The following is a 19581-nucleotide window of genomic DNA, read 5'->3' on the forward strand; positions in this document are numbered from 1 at the left end:
CCACAGGTCGGCCTCGACGATCCGCCAGCGGCCGATCAGTTGGCAGCCCGCCGGCGCGGTCATGTCGGCACCGCCATGAGCTTCGGCAATCGCACCAGATTGTAGGCGGCGGCTGCGAAGGTGAAGCCCCACTCGACGCGGTCGCGGCCGCGCAACTTGGTCTTCTCCTGACCGGCGACCGTCTTGATCCAGCCGAACGCCTCCTCGATGCGCTTGCGAATACGCTGGCTGACGGCATAGCCGCCGTGCCGCGTCGTGCGGCCCTCGATGGCTGAGCGGCGGCCGCTGGTGTTCTGCGCCACATGCGGCGTCACCTTCATCGAACGCAACTCGTTGATGAAGTCCTCCGCGTCATAGGCCTTGTCGGCGCCAAGCGTGATCGCCCGCGGCCGGTCGGCGCGGGGCTCGATCATGTGCAATGCCGCCACTCGCTCGGCATGTCCGCCGGCCAGCGTCAGGCAGGCATCGATCAGCAGGCCGTGGCGGTTTTCCATCAGCCCATGCCCGATGAAGCACAGCTTCGTCTCCTTGCCTTTACCCTTGCGGTAGAGTCTGGCGTCGGGATCGGTGGTCGAGGCATGCGTATCGTTCGACCGCTTCTGGCCATGGAAGTCCGCTTCGGCATTGCGCCCGCCGCCTTGAGTTGGCGGCTCGCCCAAGCCATTCCCCGGGCCTTCACCCGAACCGTCCTTTGGCTTGACCCTCTTCATCGAAGCCCAGGCATCGATCAGCGTGCGTCGACCGAGAAGTGATCCGTGGACAGGAGCTTCTTAACCTTGGGCTGCGCCAGCACCGCAGCAAGGAACTTCGTCGCGATGTCGCCCTCCAGCACCCGGTCACGGTTTTTGGAGAACACCGAATGGTCCCAGGCCGCGGCGTCGACGCCGATGCCGACGAACCAGCGGAACAGAAGGTCGTATTCCAGCCGCTCCATCAAAAGCCGCTCCGAGCGGATCGTATAGAACGCCTGCAAAAGCATCGCCCGCAGCAGCTTCTCCGGCGAGATCGATGGCCGTCCGATCGGCGAATAAAGCGCCGCGAACTCACGCTCCAGCGCCGACAGGGCTTCATTCACGATCGTCCGGATCGCCCGCAATGGATGATTGCGCCGAACCCGCGCGTCAAGGTCCACATAGCTGAACAGTTCGCCAGTTCGATCGTCGCCGCCGCGCACTCGTCACCTCCGAATCCCTTCGGAGCCAGTGAATCACCACTGCGGTCCAGTGGCGAGTGCCTTTTTCAACCCCTACTAGACCTTTGCTGGCAGCGGTGACTAGAACCCTTCGGGTACTTCATGCATTTGATGCCCCCTCCCATTGGCAGCTGTATTCGTGTAAACGTGCGATCAATTAACATGCTTAACGGTCACGATGACAGCGGGACCTCAAGCTGAGCCAACCCGAATATGGAAAAAGCTGAGCCGGAGGCAGTGGCAACCACGGTCGCTGTGCTCAGAATGGTGCGCGCCACTGGTGTGGTCAGACCCCATTTGATGCATTTTTTTGTGAGGTGCCGATGAGCCGTTTGGAGTACGAGCCGCATTTCCTTGTACCGTTTCGCGCCCGCACGGGTACCGATCGTGTCTATGTAAGGCCATTGACTTCTCAAGCCTTTCCAGGATCGTGCGCGTCGCGGCCGCCGCAAACAATTGGGACCTTTCGATATAGAACATGGCTGCCGAGATGTGGGTGGGATCCCTGGTTTTTGCGTTACATGTCGCGGGAACAAGCAACGCGATCCGGCCGGATATCATATCGAATTTTACCCGACAACCTACACCTTCATTGCTGCTCCCGCTCGTGCAGTATGGCGTCGCTCATCTTCTCGGCAATCATAATCGTAGGGATGTTCGTGTTTGCTCGCGGACAGAATGGCATTACCGACGCATCGGCAACTCTTAAACCCGATAGTCCATGAACGCGGCCTAACGGATCCGTCACACTGGTCGGATCCTGAGCAGATCCCATTCTGCAAGTTGAAGTTGGATGAAAGTTCCCGAAGACATTTTGCCTTACAAAGCGATCAAGAAACTCGTCATTAGCTAGAAGGTCTGAGATGCTGCGACCGTCTGTGATTGCAAATCTGATAAGGCTTCGACGAAGCGCCGAGGAACTATCCATAAGCGCCGCCAGAAAGGATGTAAGACCGTAGTTCAAACGGTTGTACGCACCTATTCGCTTTGCTCGTCCCGTCCAGGTAGAAGGAAAAGGATCGAGCGCAGTATTCACCAGAGCCTTATGACTAATCAGTCTCGCAATGAATCGAAACGCGCTCTTCAACCGCTCCGCGTCGCGTTCGTCGCTCAACATTTCAAAATTCACTTCAGGCTCAGCGAGATGAGAGGGACTTACGAGCGAAACAGTTCCTGTCGAGTAGACGCGATTAACCCAGAAATTGAGCGTCCCTAGACGTTTGCCAACGGGATGCCAGGCAGACTTTGCCAGAACCGAGACGGCCATATCGGTAGGGGGGCAACCGTCGTGACCGGATGAATATCGAGCATGCATCTGGATATATCCTGTCGCGGTCGGCAACATCCTATCCTTCGGTTTCAAGTACGCCGATATGGCGACCCCGGCGTGCTCCTGCAGATTTTTTCCGACCCCTTCAACGTCTGCGATGACTTGAATGCCGAGTTTTGATAAAGCCTTACCTGGGCCAATCCCGGATCGCATCAGTATCGCCGGTGAATGAATAGCGCCAGCGCATAAGATAACCGTTTGAGCGATATAGGATGGTCGGCCAGTTTTACTGTCAGTATCAACGCCAGTTACCTGGAGACCCGAAAAGGTTAACTTTACGACCGTGGTCTCAGACAATATTATTAGGTTTGGCCGAGCGCGGACACTCTCTGGCAAATAGGCCATCGCAGCTGATACGCGGCGACGGGCGAGATTTGTGAGTGGAACAACTGAGTGGCCATCGCGGAACTCACCGTTGAAGTCTGGCCGGTAGGGTATATTCTCGTCTTCAAAAGCAGTCGACACCGCGTTGACGAACCCTGACCACTCTCCCTTATCGGCACGGCTAATCGGCAGCGGCCCGCTATTGCCGTGCAAGCGATCGCGAAAGTCCAGATCGCATTCAAGCCGGCGGAAATATGGCAGGACGCCTTCCCAATCCCAACCCGTTGCCCCGGTGGACGCCCACTCATCATAATCGGCAGGGCCGCCCCGGTTGGCGACCTGTGCGTTGATACTGGAGCCTCCTCCGATGACACGAGCTTGCTCATAGTGGACACGTCGGTTGCTATTTCGCGCAACCGCTGCGGTAAGCGACGGCCATTGGTACCGTTGATTATAGTAAGCTCGCGTGGGGTTGCCATCGAGGATATCCTCAGGGATAGCGTGCGGGGGAAAGTCAGGACCAGCCTCTATGAGCAGGACGCGACTGCCATTGGCCGACAACCTGTTGGCCATGACGCATCCGGATGAGCCGCCACCCACAATTATATAGTCGAAAAGCAACCGACCCCTCCCATCTTGCGAGAGAAAAATTAGCACAATCTACAGTGACGACCTGCAAAGAGAGCCGTTATTAGCAGTGAAGCTGCAATCTTCTGTGGCGTCCGCAGAATGTGCTCTTCGGCTGTAGTACTGCGTAGAGATGCCAATTTCCCCCGCCAGCACTGAAGGAGTCTATAACCATCGAAGCCAGCCTCAACGGAGACGCGGGCGAGTTTTACCCGCACAACGACCTCAGTTTTTTCGGAAGCGATTGCACGAACACGCACTGCTGCCGATAGTGTGCGTGCTAGCGCGCATTGCGCGTGGCCACGACGCATGCATCGCGAAGGCGCCACGCGAGCAAAGCACGGAGAAGCATGCCGCAATTATCTCGACTTCACCGCTACGGCTGAACAAGATCGCTTAACATAATTGGCTGAGAAGGTACCTGATCGCGCGTGACGGTGCTGCGCTGGGCCCTGCTGCCTTCACCGGATGATGGCGGCGAGATTCGGATGCCGATATTTCTCGTCTGGACGTAGCCATCAAGTGCTTCCTGCCCCTTCTCCCGGCCGTAGCCAGACTGTTTGACTCCGCCGAATGGTGTTTCTACGCCGCCGACGTACCAGCCATTCACGTACACTTGGCCAGCCCAAAGGCGATCGGCGCACCATAGAGCACGGTCGATATCCCGCGTGAACACGCCAGCTGCTAACCCTTGGTCGGTATCGTTTGCTAGTTCGATCCCCGTAACTGCGTCATCGAAAACAGTTACCGCGAGAACGGGACCGAATACTTCTTTCTGGAAGAGATTACTGTCTCGCTTGACATCTGCAAAAACAGTAGCGGCCATGAAATAGCCGCTCCGCTCCGAAAGTGCGGCTCCACCGGTTACGACGCGTGCCCCCTCCAAAACGGCAATCTCACAGGCTCCCTCGACCGCCTTGCGCTGCTTCTGGGAGATCATGGGTGTGATGTCACAATTTTCTCGCCCCGGACCAACGGTTAGTCCTTCGACGCACGCTTTCACTTTCTCCAACAGTTCGTCTGCGATCGATCGTTCAACGAGCAGTCTTGTTAAGTTGTTGCAATTCTGACCGGCGTTCAGATAGGTTCCGATACGCACAGCGTCTGCGACAGCATCGAGATCCGCGTCGGAATATACCACTGCAGCTGACTTGCCTCCAAGTTCCATGATACATGGGACGATGCGTTCCGAGGCGGCCTTGAGCACCGTTCGCCCAGTTGCTGTGGATCCTGTGAACACGATGTGACCAACATCGGGATGCTCGATCAACGCTTGGCCAGCAGTCTGGCCGTAGCCGGTGATCACGTTGATGGCTCCGGCAGGCAACCCCGCGGTTTCACAGGCGCGCGCAAACTCGACCCCGGACAAGGGAGCCAACTCCGGAGACTTCACCACGACTGAGTTGCCGGTGGCAATGGCGCAAGCAAACGAACGAGCCGTTAGTTCAAGGGGGCCATTCCAGGGCACGATCTGGGCCGATACACCAAAGGGGCTCCGGACGGTGTAGTCGACAAACTCGGCGCCGCGAGGGATTGATCGACCTTCTAGCTTATCGGCCAGGCCAGCATAGTAGCGCAGGTATCGTATAGCGGTACGAACCTCACCCCGGGCAAGGTCCAACGCCTTGCCCGTCTCGATGCAGTTGATGGTCGCGATCTCCTCGCTCCGCGCCTCGAGCGCGTCTGCCACACCAAAGAGCATTCGTCCCCGCTCGTAGGGATGCATGTCTATCAGAATGCGGTCGCGAAAAACTCGGTTGGCGGCAGCAACGGCGAGACGAACTTCTTCAGGCCCGGCCTCAGCAACGACCGCAATCGTCTCCCCAGTTGAAGGATCATCAACCTCGATCCGTCCGCCGGACGAAGAATCTTTCCACTCACCGTCTATATAATTCTTGATTACTTCTGCGCCAGCCATCCAAGTCCTCTCCCAAATCTCAACTATCATCCAGATCGAAGTACTGACGTGCGCCACTTGGGGCAGAACGGTTCCGATGGTTCCGCGACAAGAAACGAAAACACATTAGGGCGGACATCGACCAGCCCTGCGAACGCAACCGATCGGTGCTATTTTTGCCGTACGCCTCTTCTTTCAGAGACTTGCCGCCGTGCTGTCCTGCACCGTTCGTATGATGTCGCGGATGATTGACAAGCCCCGACGCAGATCAGCCTCAGCTATGGTGAGGGCCGGCATGAACTTTAGTACTTCACCGTATGAGCCAGCGGTTTCTAAGACCAAATGGCGAGCGAAGGCCTCCTTCGAAACCCGCGCAGGTAACGAGTGATCTTTTGGTGAAACGAGTCCATACATCAGGCCGCGGCCTCGTACGCTCAGCCCGAGAGCTGGGTAATCGGCGGCGATAGATGCAAGTTCGGTAGCTAGGATCGCGGACTTGCGAGCGATCTCATCCTCAAACTTTGAATCGGACCAGTAAGTTTCAAGTGCCGCGCGAGCAGTGACGAAAGCCAAATTGTTGCCCCGGAATGTCCCGGTATGGGCGGCGGGCTTCCAAACGTCCAGGTCGGGCTTGATTAGAACTAGAGCCATCGGCGTCCCGTATGCCGACAACGACTTGGACAAGGTAACGATGTCTGGCACGATGCCAGATGGTTCGAAGCTGAAAAATTTTCCCGTGCGTCCGACACCAGCTTGAATGTCATCCAGGATCAATACAATCCCATGCCGCGAAGTTAGCTCACGCAACCGCTGCAACCATTCAACACTGGCAGGATTGATACCTCCTTCCCCTTGAACTGCCTCGAGGATGACCGCGGCAGGGTTATCAAAACCGCTTGACGGATCCGCGAGAAGCTTCTCAAGATAGTCGATGGTGTCGAACGAATCCCCGAGATAACCCTCGTATGGCAACGACGTCACGTGAGCGAGCGGGAAGCCGGCGGCTGCCCTCATCTCTTTATTCGCGGTCGCCGCCAAGGATCCGGCGCTGACCCCGTGATAGGATCCCGTAAACGCCACGATGTTCGACCGACCCGTTACCTGACGAGCCAGCTTCAGCGCCGCCTCCACGGCATTGGCACCTGTAGGACCCGTGAACTGCAGTTTGTACGTCAGGCCACGCGGCTTCAGGATATAGCGCTCGAAAGCTTCAATAAATCCCTTCTTGGCTGTTGTCGCGAGATCAAGGCTGTGCACGATCCCATCGCGCTCAATATAGTCTAACAAGGCCTGCTTAAAGGCTGGGTTGTTATGGCCGTAGTTGAGCGCACCCGCTCCACCGAAGAAGTCTAAATATTCCTGACCGTCTGCCGCTGTGAGGGTGGTGCCAACTCCCCGATCGAACAGGACCGGGAATGAGCGGACATAGCTACGCACTTCAGACTCCATGCGGTCGAAGAGTGCGAGGCTCACATCTTTGGCAATCTGGTTCATAAAGGAGGACTCCTTCGAGTTGAGTAGCCTGCAAGGCAGTAGCTGGTTCAAATGTGAAGAGGACGGCCAGTGCCGTTACTTGCAACGTAGCTCGTCCCGCAGCCCGGGTTCAGCGAAATATGGACCCGCGACCGCAGGAAATCAGCGTTCTTTAGCCACTTGCGCAGATTCCGAACAATCGGGCTTTGTGCCGGGTTCGCCAGTTACAAAACGGGCGGGATGACTTACTTATTGCGAGGGAGCTATGCGCGACGCCTCCGAGATGATGATCCTGCTGAGCAGCTCCGCACGGTCGGTCTCAGAGAGCTTATCAGGAGGAACCTTGAGCGCGTCCTGTGATCGATGAATCGATTGTAATTTGACAACTGCATTTTGTACCTACTCAAAATCCACCCCGATAGAACTGGGCGTTGGGGAAGAGCATTGAGCGGGAATATAGTCGCGCGTCTTGGAAGGCGAGGACGAGGGCATGTCGGCGCGGCAAGCAGCCGCGCCGTTCGGCGTGGGAGTGTCGAGGGATCCGCTGCGGGCGAAGATCGGCAATTGGCGCCACGCCCGCAGGGCCGCCGCGGGGCCTCCAGCCTCGATGCGCATGACGCATGAAGCCTCTTCATGCTCGGGCTGCTCGAGGAGCAACGCTGAAGATGGTTGGGCGGCTCGGAACTGGCTGCCGAAGCTATCCGCTTCCGATTGGGCGAAGACCCAACAAACGAGGTTCGAGCGCGCATGCCTGATGGTTTGGTGGACTTGCCGGATCGTCCCGGCGACTATCACCGACAAGCAGATTTCACGCCGGTCTTCACGTCTCAATCAGTGATGCCGCGTTTGTGATGGCAATTGATGCCAATTCCGCGATCTCCTTCCGTCATCCGGATGCCATTTCAGCCCATCCTCGGAACGGTGAGAACCGGGCTTGCCGGGAAAACGACTGTTCGGTTCCCATTGATCAAGGTGCGATGTGGATATGCTCGTGAATAGCGCGGGCCAATACTTGGCTTTCCACATCGCGGCCGATGGAAACGTAGTCCTCAGTGCTCTGCGCATCTGTGATTCGGGCAACATCTTGCTCGATGATCGGACACTCGTCGAGATCAGCGGTAACGTAATGCGCCGTAGCGCCGATCAGCTTCACGCCACGCTAGAAAGCCTGTTTGTAGGGGTTCGCGCCCTTGAAGGACGGCAGGAATGAATGATGAATGTTGATGATCCGGCCGGACATCTTATGGCAGAGCGCATCGGAGAGTATCTGCATGTATCGGGCGAGCACGACGAGTTCTGTCCCCGTCTCCTCGACGATGTGCATCAGCTGTGCCTCGGCCTGCGGCTTGTTTTCCTTCCTAACCTTGATGTGGTGGAAAGGAATATCGTGGTTCACGACCACCTTCTGATATGTCAGGTGGTTGGAGACCACGCCGACGATATCGATCGGCATCGCACCGATCTGCCAACGGTAGAGGAGATCGTTCAGGCAGTGTCCGAAGCTCGAAACCATCAACAAAACCTTCATGCGATGCGTGCCGTCATGCAAATTCCATGACATGCAGAACTGGTCCGCAATCGGGTGGAAACCCTCTTCAATTGCCTTCCGTTCGGCTCCCTCCTCACTGATAAAGGAGACGCGCATGAAGAACTTACCGGTTATCAAGGTCATCGAACTGTGAGCTGTCGACAATGTTGCAGCCTTGAGCTGCGAGGGCTCGAGATAGCAGCAACGATTCCCCGTGCGGCCGGACACGAGACCGTCAGAACATATTGCTTCATGGATTGTTTTCCATTGCTGCCGGTGATTGAATTCGGGAGATCACAGCGCCTTTTGCAGTTCCGGCAGAATGACGAAAAGGTCGCCGACGAGGCCGTGGTCGGCGACCTGGAAGATCGGCGCCTCCTCGTCCTTATTGATGGCGACGATGACCTCCGAATCCTTCATGCCGGCAAGATGCTGGATGGCGCCGGAGATGCCGACGGCGATGTAGAGATCGGGTGCGACCACCTTGCCGGTCTGGCCGACCTGCCAGTCGTTCGGCGCATAGCCGGCATCGACTGCGGCACGAGAGGCGCCGACGGCGGCGCCGAGCTTGTCGGCGATCGGCAGGATGACTTCCTGGAACTTCTCCGAGGAGCCCAGCGCGCGGCCGCCCGAGATGATGATCCTGGCCGAAGTCAGCTCCGGACGGTCGGTCTCGGAAAGCTTGTTCTCGACGAAGCTCGACAGGCCGGGATTGACTGCTGCCTGAACCGTCTCGACCGGGGCTGAACCGCCCTCGGGTGCAGCCTGGAAGGAGGCGGTGCGCACGGTGATCACCTTCTTGGCGTCGCTCGACTGCACCGTCTGGATGGCGTTGCCGGCATAGATCGGCCGCTTGAAGGTGTCGGGCGAGACAATCTCGATGATCTCCGACACCTGCGCGACATCGAGCAGGGCTGCCACGCGCGGCGCGACATTCTTGCCCGACGAGGTCGCCGGCGCGATGATCGTGTCATAGCGCCGGCCATGCCGACGACGAGCGCCGCCAGCGGCTCGGCGAGACGCTCGGTGAGCTCGTCGGCTTCGGCGAGCAGCACCTTGCTCACGCCCTTGAGCTTGGCGGCGGCGTCCGCTGCCGGCTTGGCGCCGTTGCCGGCGACCAGCACATGCACGTCGGAGCCGATCTGCAGTGCCGCCGAAAGCGCTTTGGCGGTCTGGTCGGAAAGCGTCGCATTGTCGTGTTCGGCAATCAGAAGAATTGTCATCTTTTGTCCCTTCCCAGCCCTACAGCACGCCGGCTTCGTTCTTAAGCTTGTCGACCAGTTCGGCGACGCTCTTGACCTTGACGCCCGCCTTGCGGCCGCCCGGCTCCTCGGTCTTGATCACCTTCAGCCGCGGCTTGACGTCGGCGCCGTAATCGGCGGGAGATTTCTCGTCGAGCGGCTTCTTCTTGGCCTTCATGATGTTGGGCAGCGAGGCATAGCGCGGCTGGTTGAGGCGAAGATCCGCGGTGACAATCGCCGGCATCTTCAGCTCCACCGTCTGCAGGCCGCCATCGACCTCGCGCGTCACCTTGGCCTTGTCGCCATCGATAACGACCTTGGAGGCAAAAGTGCCTTGCGCCCAGCCCAGAAGTGCGGCCAGCATCTGGCCGGTCTGGTTCGAATCGTCGTCGATCGCCTGCTTGCCGAGAATGACGAGACCGGGCTTTTCCGCCTCGACCACGCCCTTCAGCACCTTGGCGACACCCAGCGGTTCGGTCTGCTCGTCGGTCTTGACCAGGATGGCGCGGTCGGCGCCCATGGCGAGCGCGGTGCGCAAGGTCTCCTGCGCCTGCTGCGGCCCGATCGAGACAACGATGATCTCCTCCGCCTTGCCGGCCTCCTTCAGCCGGATCGCCTCTTCGACCGCGATCTCGTCGAACGGGTTCATCGCCATCTTGACGTTGGCGAGTTCCACCGCCGAACCGTCAGCCTTCACACGAACCTTCACATTCGCATCCACAACCCGCTTCACGGGCACAAGGATCTTCATCTCATTTCTCGTTTCTTGTGCTGTCTTGCAACATACTTACGGAAAATATCGCCACGCCCAAATGTAGGTTGCCCGCCAAACGGTCAGCTCCCATGCTAGGTGGTGCCGGAGGACGGTGCTTCGCTCTAAGATCACGACATCCTTTTTGCCGTTTCTTGCGAGATGAACCGCCACGCTCGTTACCGCGATTTCTCCACCAACAATCTGGTGATTGTGCGAACTGGAAGTTCACGAGGACGCAAAGGCGAGTTCGTGATCATCTTTATCCTCGTTTGGTTATTCAGCGGTTCGCAGCAGGGTGTTTTGAAAGTTCGGTCAGCAGGAGCTTCTGCATCAGCGCTTTCGCATGCCGAATAACGGCTTAGCCATCCCACTCTGGACAGAGTAAGCGGCGAGGTTCGCAGAGATTGTGCTAATTCGAGTGGAGGACGATTTCATTCTGCGTTGTTGTTGATTCGACCGCTGAAGATATGCGCGCCGTGTTCGAGGCGGCGGTAAGCGGTTTCTACCCATAGCGACGTCATTGCGGTCGATGGGCGAAATCCCCGTCGCGCCCCCAGCGCACCGTGAAACCAGACGGAACCTCCACATTCCGGCGGCGCAGCGAATTGGAGTCGAACATATCCTCCCAGGTTCAAAATTGCCACTACCTGTTAATTCAGTGCAGAACAGGAGCGAGGCAAGCCGAGCGCCGCCTTCTTGTGCGGCTGGTGGACAAATTCTGAAAGCTCACCGCGAGTCCAGTTCGTCGCACCACTCGGTTCGAAGTCATGGCAGGGCGTGATCTTCCTCCAGCCGGGTGCGTGTGATGGCTCCTGGTCGGGAATGGCATCTCGACATTGTCGATCAGCCGCGTATCTCCACGCCACGCAGCCCCGAGCAAGCGTCCGGGCCTGTCAAGCGTCTGCATCGGCGCGAGGTTCTCCTCAGCCCGCAATCGACATACTCGACCCGGACGTAGCATGCCGCACCGATCGCCGACCGCGCCTCCTCGAGATCGAGAAATGAGGAGATTGCGCATAAGTCGACCAGCGTAGAGAGCAGTTCTGACGCTTTTCAAACGCTCACTCTGGCGAGCTCAAGTGAAATCGTGACCCAAGGACTAATTACTTAAGCCGCTCGCGCGGCACTGGCGCGCGTGGTGAGGGTACAGCGATGAGCTGAACGCCGTGCATTGAGTTTGCGCTCCTGGCTGACGATTGTGGTTCTTCCCAATTATCAGACAGGAGGTCTCCACGACGAAGGAGAGAACCACCCCGCTGCGCGAGCGGATGATCGAAGACATGCGCATCCGGCGGTCGGGGGACAAGCCAGCAGGCTCATATCCGCTGAAGCGATCTCCGGACATTGCCGCACCTTGATGACCAGCGCGCCTATCAGCTGCACATCACCACCGCGGGCATTACTCCGCCCACCTTCAACGCGCGCGCATCGTCGCGCTGCGCTTCTTTTTCGGGACAACGCGTCAGATTCGCCGGAGGTCGAATGAAGTCCATAAGGATGCCTGTCGACGCCGCTGGTCGAGAGGAAATGGCGCAGTCTGTCACAGGCGGCAGCCGTACCCAGCCCCGGCGGCGTTGAATTGTGCGGTCTCGTTGGGTCAGCGCTATCAAGCCGAGGGCCGGGCCGGCATGGCTGACCGCTCGTCACGACCCAAGCACAGCCCAGCGCCACCGACCAGCCGATCTCGAGCGGATCGTTGCGTTGCGGCGACAGCGCTGCACCGGCCAGCACATCGCGCATGAGGTTGGCGTTCGCCGGCGACGGTGAACCGGGTCTTGCACGCGCGGGCCTTTCGCGACCAGCGAACTTGGAGCCGGCCGAGCCGGTGGTGCGCTACGAGCGCGAGCAGCAAGGGGAATGATCCCCATCGACATAATCGCAAAGTCCCTAGAATGAGAATGTTCCGCACCCGTTTTGGAGAGACCCACCATAACCACTTAAGAGTGCTTGGAAAGCGTTTTCGGACTCGCTCGACTTTGTTGCATCGCTCGACGGATCGCCTCTGTCGTTGTGGCGCACCCATGCAGAATCCGGCCCGTAGCGCATCCTTTGATTAAGATGACAAATGTTGAACCATCAAAGCGCTGGAAGCAAAACATCTAAAAGAAGCGAGCGACCGCAGGGCCGTATCGGGAGCTCTTTTTGCAGCCCGATATATTAGCCCACGTTGATGCGCGCTTGCGTGTTCTCGCCATGGTCACGGCGAGCCTTTCGGCATGCTGTTCTGCACAGCGCCGATGCTGTCGCGAACGATTGACAGACCACGGCGCAGGTCAGCCTCGGCAATGGTGAGAGCAACAAGAAATTTCAGTACCTCATTCTGCCCGCCACAGGTCTCGATCACCAAGCCGCGACGAAGAGCTTCCCGCGAGATTTGCACAGGTAATGAGTGGTGCTTCTGAAATACGAGTCCGTACATCAGTCCGCGGCCCCGTACACTTAGGCCAAGGTTGGGGAAATCGTCTATGATTGAGTTGAGTTCCTCAGCCAGAATGGCGGATTTGCGTCCGATTTCTTCCTCGAATTTGGAGTCAGCCCAATAAGTCTCAAGAGCCGCACGAGCAGCGATGAAAGCCAGGTTGTTGCCCCTGAAGGTACCGCTGTGCGCGCCAGGTGACCAAACATCCAGTTCAGGCTTCAGAAGAACGAGGGACATCGGCGTGCCGATCGCCGACAAGGACTTCGACAGAGTGACGATGTCCGGCACGATCTCAGCCGCTTCAAAACTGAAAAATCTTCCCGTGCGACCTACGCCGGCCTGGATATCGTCGATGATCATCAAGATTTCGTGTCGCTTGGTCAGATCACGGAGCCGCTGCAGCCATTGAAAGCTAGCGGGATAGATCCCCCCCTCACCTTGGACTGCTTCCAAAATGACCGCGGCGGGTTTATCGAGGCCACTGCTAGGGTCATTGAGCAGCTTCTCGAAGTAGTCGAGTGTGTCAACGGACGGGCCGAGATAGCCATCGTAAGGCAAAAATGTGACGTGCGCGAGCGGGTAACCTGCGGCACTTCGATACTTCTTGTTTCCGGTCGCCGACAACGATCCAGCGCTGACACCGTGGAACGAATTGGCAAAGGCGACGATGTTTGACCTGCCGGTCACTATGCGAGCCAGCTTTAGTGCAGCCTCGACCGCGTTCGTACCTGTGGGACCAGTAAACTGCAGTTTATAATTCAGACCACGTGGCTTCAGAATGTACCGCTCGAACGCCTCGATGAATGCCTTCTTGGCGCTGGTAGCGAGGTCGAGCCCGTGCACAATTCCGTCCCGCTCGATATAGTCCAGCACCGGTTTCTTGAAGGCCGGATTATTGTGCCCGTAATTGAGGGCGCCTGCCCCCGCGAAAAAGTCAAGGTATTCGCGACCGTCTGCAGCTATAAGGCTGGTGCCAACCCCGCGATCGAACAGGACCGGAAACGACCGGATGTAGCCGCGTACCTCGGATTCGAGACGCTCAAAAATCGAGATGCTCGCATCGCTCGAAGGCGCAAGTTTCTTGTCGTTAGCGGCGGTCTTCTTGTTCATATGCGAATTCCTTCGGATGAGAGTCTGATGGGTACGCGGCGTTTATGTTGCGAGTCGACATATCGTAGCTCTGAACAAACTCCGCATGACGGCGCCGGGTTCGCGTTCATGAGTGGTCAGAGACATGGCCCCATGATCTCCCAAAATGAGCGTTCGTCGAGTTAAAGATTTGCGATTTTTATAATACGGTGGACTGCTGGTCCTTGCAGGCCATGCCGTCCTCAGTTTCAGCCGCAACGTCGAGGCGAGATCGGACAAACCGCTCAGTGGGTGCCGCTTGAAAGCGCGCCGACCGGTCTGGGATCCGATCTGCGGATTTTCATATTGATGATGTCAAGCTTTCGCCCGGCCTTTTTCCGGTCCATGTCGGCCAGAACTCGCGGGGCCAGCCGCGTTACCTCCCTGCCCAACGCGTGACTGCGCCCTAGTGCCGCCTGCCGGCGTGGCGAGGCTTGTGCGCGCCCGCCACCGGGATCAGCGCCTCGGCGGCAGATGCGCGATCTGCGCACCGAGCTCATAGTAGCCCTCTCTGATGGCCCGGAAGGGGGCGTTCTGCGCCGGGGACACGGGCAGGAACATCCCATCGAGCCGCAGCTCGCCGCTGATATAGCGGGCGAGCTCGCGGCCGAACACGGTGCCCGGCGCGATGCCTCGTCCGTTGAAGCCCGTCAGCGCGATCATATTTTCCGCTGGGAAGTGAAGGCGGGGCAGATGGTCGTTCGTCATGCCGATCCGACCGTACCACTCATGCTCCAGCTCGATCTCACCGATCTGCGGGAAGAGCGCCCGGATACGCCGCCGCGCCCAGTTGCGATGGATCACGGTTCCGGTGCCGCGGAGCGCGCCGACGCTGCCGACGATGAGACGGCCGGCATTGTCTGTGCGAAAGGCGGTCAGCACGGTGCGGGTGTCCCACGCGCCGTGCCCTTCGGGCAGAATCGTGTGGCGAATTCTGTGGCTCAGCGGCGCAGTCGCAACATGGAAGAAGGGCAGCACCACTTGCTCGCCACGCAGCTCGGGGAAGATGCGCGACGTGTAGGTGTCGGTCGAAAGAACCGCCCACTTCGCCCGGACGGTTCCATCTTGCGTGGCGAGCCGCCAGTGGCGGCCCTCGCGCCCGATGTGCTCGACCGGGCTCGCCGTAAAGACGGTCGCGCCCGCGGCAATCGCCGCACCAGCGAGGCCGCGCACATAGGCGAGTGGCTGGATCGTCCCGGCACGCAGGTCGAGGAGGCTTGCGGGGAAGGCCGAGGCGCCTGTCTTGGCACGTGTCTCCGCGGCGTCGAGGATGTGCACCGGGGCGCCGAGCGCCTGCCACTGCCGAGCTCGCTCCGTGATCTCTGCAACACCTTTCTTATCGGCTCCACAATGGACCGTGCCGACCCGCTTCAGCTCGCACGGCAAGTTGTGCTTGTCGATGATCTCGAAAACGGTGCGTGGGGAATCGCGCAGCAAATTAAGCAAGCGACTGCCATAGACCGGACCGAGCGTCTCCTTGAGCGCCGATGGCATCACCCAGAGGCCCGCATTCACCAACCCGGTGCTTCGCCCGGCGGCGCCAAAACCAATTTCGGCTGCCTCGATCACGACAGCGTCCAGGCCCCGCTCGGCAAGGTGCAGCGCAGTGGACAAGCCGGTGTAGCCGGCGCCGACGATCGCCACATCGGCGACAAGGTTGCCTCGCAGATTCTCCGTTGCAGGCGGCGGCGGAGCTGTCCGCCCCCAAAGCCCATGCGACCGTCGATCGTTCAGCATTCTTTCCGGTCGCGATCGATTGTGGACATCTTCAAGAACTCTCGCTTTTCAAGGCTTGACTGCTCTGACGACCCGGCGAAATGAACCGGGAGTAGTCGACTATGATTGCCACCTCCCGACGAGGGATCGTCTACGTGTGCTGTGTGACGGCCTGCGGGTAAACTGGCGTCGATTTGTAATTCTTGCCTGGGCTCAGGCTGGCAGTGAATCTAGCATTCTCAGCGATCTGCTTGCGCAAAGATTGGGTAAAGATTGTCTTAAGGACTTATAACTGTTTTTGTCACCCGCAGCTGTATCCAGTTGCCTCAAGTCATCCGGCCTTTGCGGAAATGAGACCACGTCATGAGGGGCCGAAGCCGGTCATCCTGTCTGGGTTCCTGGTCTTATCAAGAATATGCACGAGACCGAGCTAAAAGCGGTGCCTACCCGGCCGCGTTATGGCCGGCAGCCAGGGCGCACTAATCACGAGGAAAGATGGAATTTGTCGAGAGGACCCGGACAAGATTCGCCGTTGTGCCGCCTGGGAACGTCCCACTGCTAATTGATTCGTTTCTTCTTTAGTCGCCACTGCTGAGCATGCATTGGTTCCTACGTGTGTTCCCACTAGTGGCGAGGCGGCCTTATGAGCTTCCGGGCCGCGCTTCACATCACCATCGTTCCGCCTAAGAGGAGGTCGGGGCGAGAACAGCGATCCTCGGCGACAACGGGGATCGAGCCTCGCCGTTCTGCTCACGTCGTAATACCTACCCGTATGCATGGGGGATTTTAGTTTTAAGTCGACGTATGTATGGCGTCATGGCGCCGCTGGTTTCTGAGGGCACCTTCGGCAACCCGAGCGGATTCGCGGTGCCGGGATTTGTGGGGAGGCGGGCCGATTCGGCACGTGCAGGTTCTGGACTGGGCACGCGCCGTGGATATCATGGTCTTTGCACCATCTAAACAGATTTGCAAAGCTTGATGACACGGGTCGGAAGCGGAGCAGGAATGTAGATAGATCAGATTCCGACGAATACCCTGAGATTGAGGGGAATATTGGTCGGCAACTATCATGGAATCTTCCGGTCGGTGCGGTCGGAGTAGGATTTGACCTGCACGCTCCCCGAGCGCAGTTGGATCTACGGAAAGGCGCCCGTGCCGCCCACCGCCTTTGAGCAAAGCTACCGGCTGAAGCGCCGTCGCGCCCTAGGTTCGGCGTGACCAGTTGTGTCGGCGATCACATGAAGTCATCGACGCGGCCTGACACTTCTCCAGGGCGCAGAAAACGGGGGACCGTCTTTGTTCGATTATATAATTGTGGGTGGAGGTTCTTCCGGATGCGTCATGGCGAACAGGCTATCGGCTAATGGAAGTCGGGTTCTGCTCATTGAGGCTGGTCCTGACTTTTGCCCCGATGCTATCCCTGATGATATCCTCGATGGCGACCCTACGAGGGCTTACTACAACCCGCGCTATCAGTGGCCCTCGCTCAGCGCAACCATAGTGCAGGATGTCAGCAGGCGTACACACTATGAGCAAGCCCGCGTCATGGGCGGGGGCTCTAGCATTAATGCTCAAGTAGCTAATCGGGGAGCCCCCGGAGACTATGACGAATGGGCGTCTTGCGGTGCGACGGGCTGGGACTGGGAAGGTGTCCTGCCATATTTCCGCCGACTAGAGTGCGATCTGGATTTTAATAATGAATTTCATGGCAACGACGGTCCATTGCCGATTAGACGCGTGAGCAAAGCAGAATGGTCCGGATTTATTCGCGCCGCTTCGAACGCTTTGGAAGATAACGGGATACCCTTTCGACCAGACTTTAATGGCGAGTTTGGAGATGGTCACTCAGTTGTTCCATTGACGAACCGCAACCGTCATCGCGTCTCAGCTGCAATGGCTTACTTGTCGCAGAGCGTCCGAGCCCGACCCAATCTGACAATCCTGCCCCGGACGACGGTGGTACGTTTAACCTGTTCAGGACGTCAAATAACTGGCGTCGAGACCGAAAGTGAGACCGGGAAGCCCTCATATAGCGCGTCAACGGTTATCCTATGTGCCGGCGCCATCCATTCGCCGGCCTTGATGATGCGATCCGGGATCGGCCCAGCTGAACAGCTGTTAAACGTCGGCATCCCGGTTGTCGCAGATATAAAGGGTGTCGGGAAAAATCTTCAAGAGCACCCGGGCGTCGCCATCTCGGCGTATTTGAGGCAGGACGATCGCATGGCGCCTGTCGCGACCGGCTACATTCAGATGCATGCTCGTTACTCGTCAGGTTTCGAGGGCTGCCCGTCGAGCGATATGGCTATCTCAGCCCTCGCCAAGTCCGCGTGGCATCCGATCGGTAAACGCCTCGGCACCTTGGCTTTTTGGGTCAACCGCGCCTACTCGACGGGAAGGGTTTCGCTCAAGAATTCTTCTCATGCTACTGAGCCGGAGGTGAATTTCAATATGTTGAGCGACAAGCGGGATGCTGAGCGGTTGAAGGAGGCGTTTCGGTTCGTAGCACAGCTGCTTCAGCACAAGGCGCTGGTGGCGCTCGCACTTGACCCATTTCCTTCCACCTGGACTGGGCGAGCAAAGCGGATTAGCAAGTACAATCGCCTTAATTTCGGGCTCACTTCCATTGTCGCCACGCTTATGGATAGTACCTCGTGGTTGCGTCGAAGCCTCATAAGATCTGTAATCACCGATGGTCATAGCGTATCAGACCTCCTCGAGAGCGACGGGCTTCTCGACCACTTTATACGCCAGAATGCCTTTGGAAACTTCCATCCGACTTCGACCTGTCGAATGGGACCTGCTCTGGAGCCAACTAGTGTCACGGATCCGTCTGGGCGCGTTCACCGAGTGTCGGGCTTAAGAGTCGCCGACGCGTCGGTGATGCCATTCTGCCCTAGAGCAAATACGAACATCCCAACAATTATGGTCGCTGAAAAGATCTCTCACGCCATACTGAATGAGCGCTAATCGAGACGTGAATGCCGTAAGGGATAGCATTATTCGGCGGAGCATTCCCAGACGTTCTGGCGCCTCCATTGGCTCGGCGTCAGTCGGCCCTGCTCGGGACAAGTCTATATACCGCTGTGCCTAGGCCTTCATCGCAATCTGTATCGCGGCACGGTAGTCGTCAGCTCTGACAAATTGCGGGGCGGGTTACTAACCCCTGCGATGCTTCGGGCAAGCAGCAGCCCTCCTGTATCAGGGATTGGAAGAGATGAATGACCTGAAGCTTCTAGCAGAAATGGAGGTGTCGGCAATTCGTCGGTCTGCCGATCGCGAACATGGAAGGATCGTGGAGGGCTCAGGTTCAAGTGAACCAGAGGCACTCCGCAACTCCGTCAGCCTTGGGCAATAGAGGTGATCGGATTAGCCCGCTGTCACAATGATTGGTTGGGCGACTTCGGGTTCGTGCTCATGGGAATCCGACACGTGAAGGAGCGCTAGAGGCGATACCGGTCAAGATGGATCGCCAGAATGCAGATACGTTGGCTTCGCGTATACGCTAATAGGGCACAAGTCTCTCAGGTTGGCCAAAGGTCATGCAGAACTCTCGGAGTTGCAGCCTTGGCCTCTTCGATCTCTGCTGCAGACAAACGGTCCGCCAATTGGCCTAGGACGGAGCGGGCGACCTCTTCCGGATCCACTGCCGGGTCGCGGTGGACGCCGTCGTGGATCCGATCGAGAAACGAATTCCGGTTTCTGGCTATGGCCCGTCGGCCGGGGTGCCAACCCTCGTAATAAAAGCCGCGCAGTAAGGCTGGCAGCTGCGCACCCATGTACACGGCCTCGTCCCGACCCAGGCAGTCGCGCAGGGCGTGCAGCGTTGCAATCAAAGCTAGGAAAACCCGCTCGCGATCATGCCAACGAAGTCTCCACGCCAGATCGCTGACCCAATTCTGGGTCGCCTGCAATGCATAGGTGAGATCATGACTCACGAACATGAGTATTT

The 19581-nt window shown here is 58.2% G+C and carries 8 protein-coding genes and 6 pseudogenes; 3 read left to right on the forward strand and 11 right to left on the reverse strand.

Features of this window, described 5'->3' with window-relative positions; genetic code table 11:
• Positions 1-59: 59 nt before the first annotated feature.
• The 4 genes and pseudogenes from EOA75_RS00585 to ectB (EOA75_RS00600) all read right to left on the reverse strand — a co-directional run bounded on the left by EOA75_RS00585 (position 60) and on the right by ectB (EOA75_RS00600) (position 6864).
• A pseudogene (locus EOA75_RS00585) lies at positions 60-1174 on the reverse strand (IS5 family transposase).
• 607 nt (positions 1175-1781) lie between these two features.
• Positions 1782-3503 (reverse strand): GMC family oxidoreductase N-terminal domain-containing protein, encoded by a 1722-nt coding sequence (locus tag EOA75_RS00590; RefSeq protein WP_281058514.1) that lies wholly within the window; start codon positions 3501-3503, stop codon positions 1782-1784.
• Between the two features lie 346 nt (positions 3504-3849).
• Entirely contained in the window at positions 3850-5391 is a 1542-nt protein-coding gene (locus EOA75_RS00595) for an aldehyde dehydrogenase family protein (protein ID WP_127323351.1), read from the reverse strand.
• A 174-nt stretch (positions 5392-5565) separates the two neighbouring features.
• Positions 5566-6864 carry a diaminobutyrate--2-oxoglutarate transaminase gene (gene ectB / locus EOA75_RS00600; RefSeq protein ID WP_127323352.1) on the reverse strand — a complete coding sequence of 433 codons (1299 nt, stop codon included), beginning with the start codon at positions 6862-6864 and terminating at the stop codon, positions 5566-5568.
• 469 nt (positions 6865-7333) lie between these two features.
• Here ectB (EOA75_RS00600) and EOA75_RS34430 point away from each other — a divergent pair.
• A pseudogene (locus tag EOA75_RS34430) lies at positions 7334-7464 on the forward strand (IS630 family transposase); the annotation flags it as partial.
• Positions 7465-7745: 281 nt separating this feature from the next.
• Here EOA75_RS34430 and purU read toward each other — a convergent pair.
• From purU to EOA75_RS00620, 3 genes and pseudogenes are all read right to left on the reverse strand, one after another.
• Positions 7746-8625: pseudogene (gene purU, locus EOA75_RS00610) on the reverse strand (formyltetrahydrofolate deformylase).
• A 40-nt stretch (positions 8626-8665) separates the two neighbouring features.
• Positions 8666-9594, reverse strand: a pseudogene (locus tag EOA75_RS00615) (electron transfer flavoprotein subunit alpha/FixB family protein).
• A 19-nt stretch (positions 9595-9613) separates the two neighbouring features.
• Positions 9614-10363: an electron transfer flavoprotein subunit beta/FixA family protein gene (locus tag EOA75_RS00620; protein ID WP_023797241.1), complete on the reverse strand. Its 750-nt coding sequence runs from the start codon at positions 10361-10363 to the stop codon at positions 9614-9616.
• Positions 10364-11947: 1584 nt separating this feature from the next.
• On the opposite strand from EOA75_RS00620, the pseudogene EOA75_RS34765 reads away from it, so the two are divergent.
• A pseudogene (locus tag EOA75_RS34765) lies at positions 11948-12224 on the forward strand (helix-turn-helix domain-containing protein); the annotation flags it as partial.
• Positions 12225-12312: 88 nt separating this feature from the next.
• On the opposite strand, the pseudogene EOA75_RS00630 reads toward EOA75_RS34765, so the two are convergent.
• From EOA75_RS00630 to EOA75_RS00640, 3 genes and pseudogenes are all read right to left on the reverse strand, one after another.
• Positions 12313-12420: pseudogene (locus EOA75_RS00630) on the reverse strand (IS481 family transposase); the annotation flags it as partial.
• A gap of 143 nt (positions 12421-12563) precedes the next feature.
• Entirely contained in the window at positions 12564-13895 is a 1332-nt protein-coding gene (gene ectB, locus EOA75_RS00635; RefSeq protein ID WP_127323353.1) for a diaminobutyrate--2-oxoglutarate transaminase, read from the reverse strand.
• Positions 13896-14369: 474 nt separating this feature from the next.
• Positions 14370-15650: an FAD-binding oxidoreductase gene (locus EOA75_RS00640; protein ID WP_127323354.1), complete on the reverse strand. Its 1281-nt coding sequence runs from the start codon at positions 15648-15650 to the stop codon at positions 14370-14372.
• Between the two features lie 1275 nt (positions 15651-16925).
• On the opposite strand from EOA75_RS00640, the gene EOA75_RS00645 reads away from it, so the two are divergent.
• A complete protein-coding gene (locus tag EOA75_RS00645; RefSeq protein WP_281058515.1) occupies positions 16926-18599 on the forward strand; it encodes a GMC family oxidoreductase N-terminal domain-containing protein in 1674 nt (557 codons plus the stop codon).
• Between the two features lie 554 nt (positions 18600-19153).
• Here EOA75_RS00645 and EOA75_RS00650 read toward each other — a convergent pair.
• The gene (locus EOA75_RS00650) at positions 19154-19573 is read right to left on the reverse strand and encodes a DUF2267 domain-containing protein (protein WP_091599435.1); all 420 of its coding nucleotides are present in this window, start codon (positions 19571-19573) and stop codon (positions 19154-19156) included.
• Positions 19574-19581: the final 8 nt, after the last annotated feature.

The sequence above is a fragment of the Mesorhizobium sp. M1A.F.Ca.IN.022.07.1.1 genome (assembly GCF_003997575.1).
Lineage (GTDB): Bacteria > Pseudomonadota > Alphaproteobacteria > Rhizobiales > Rhizobiaceae > Mesorhizobium.

Excerpts from the sequence above, each read along its gene's own strand:
- EOA75_RS00595 (WP_127323351.1), bottom strand. The coding sequence starts at position 5,391 with ATGGCTGGCGCAGAAGTAATCAAGAATTATATAGACGGTGAGTGGAAA.
- ectB (WP_127323352.1), bottom strand. The coding sequence starts at position 6,864 with ATGAACCAGATTGCCAAAGATGTGAGCCTCGCACTCTTCGACCGCATG.
- EOA75_RS00620 (WP_023797241.1), bottom strand. The coding sequence starts at position 10,363 with ATGAAGATCCTTGTGCCCGTGAAGCGGGTTGTGGATGCGAATGTGAAG.
- ectB (WP_127323353.1), bottom strand. The coding sequence starts at position 13,895 with ATGAACAAGAAGACCGCCGCTAACGACAAGAAACTTGCGCCTTCGAGC.
- EOA75_RS00640 (WP_127323354.1), bottom strand. The coding sequence starts at position 15,650 with ATGCTGAACGATCGACGGTCGCATGGGCTTTGGGGGCGGACAGCTCCG.
- EOA75_RS00650 (WP_091599435.1), bottom strand. The coding sequence starts at position 19,573 with ATGTTCGTGAGTCATGATCTCACCTATGCATTGCAGGCGACCCAGAAT.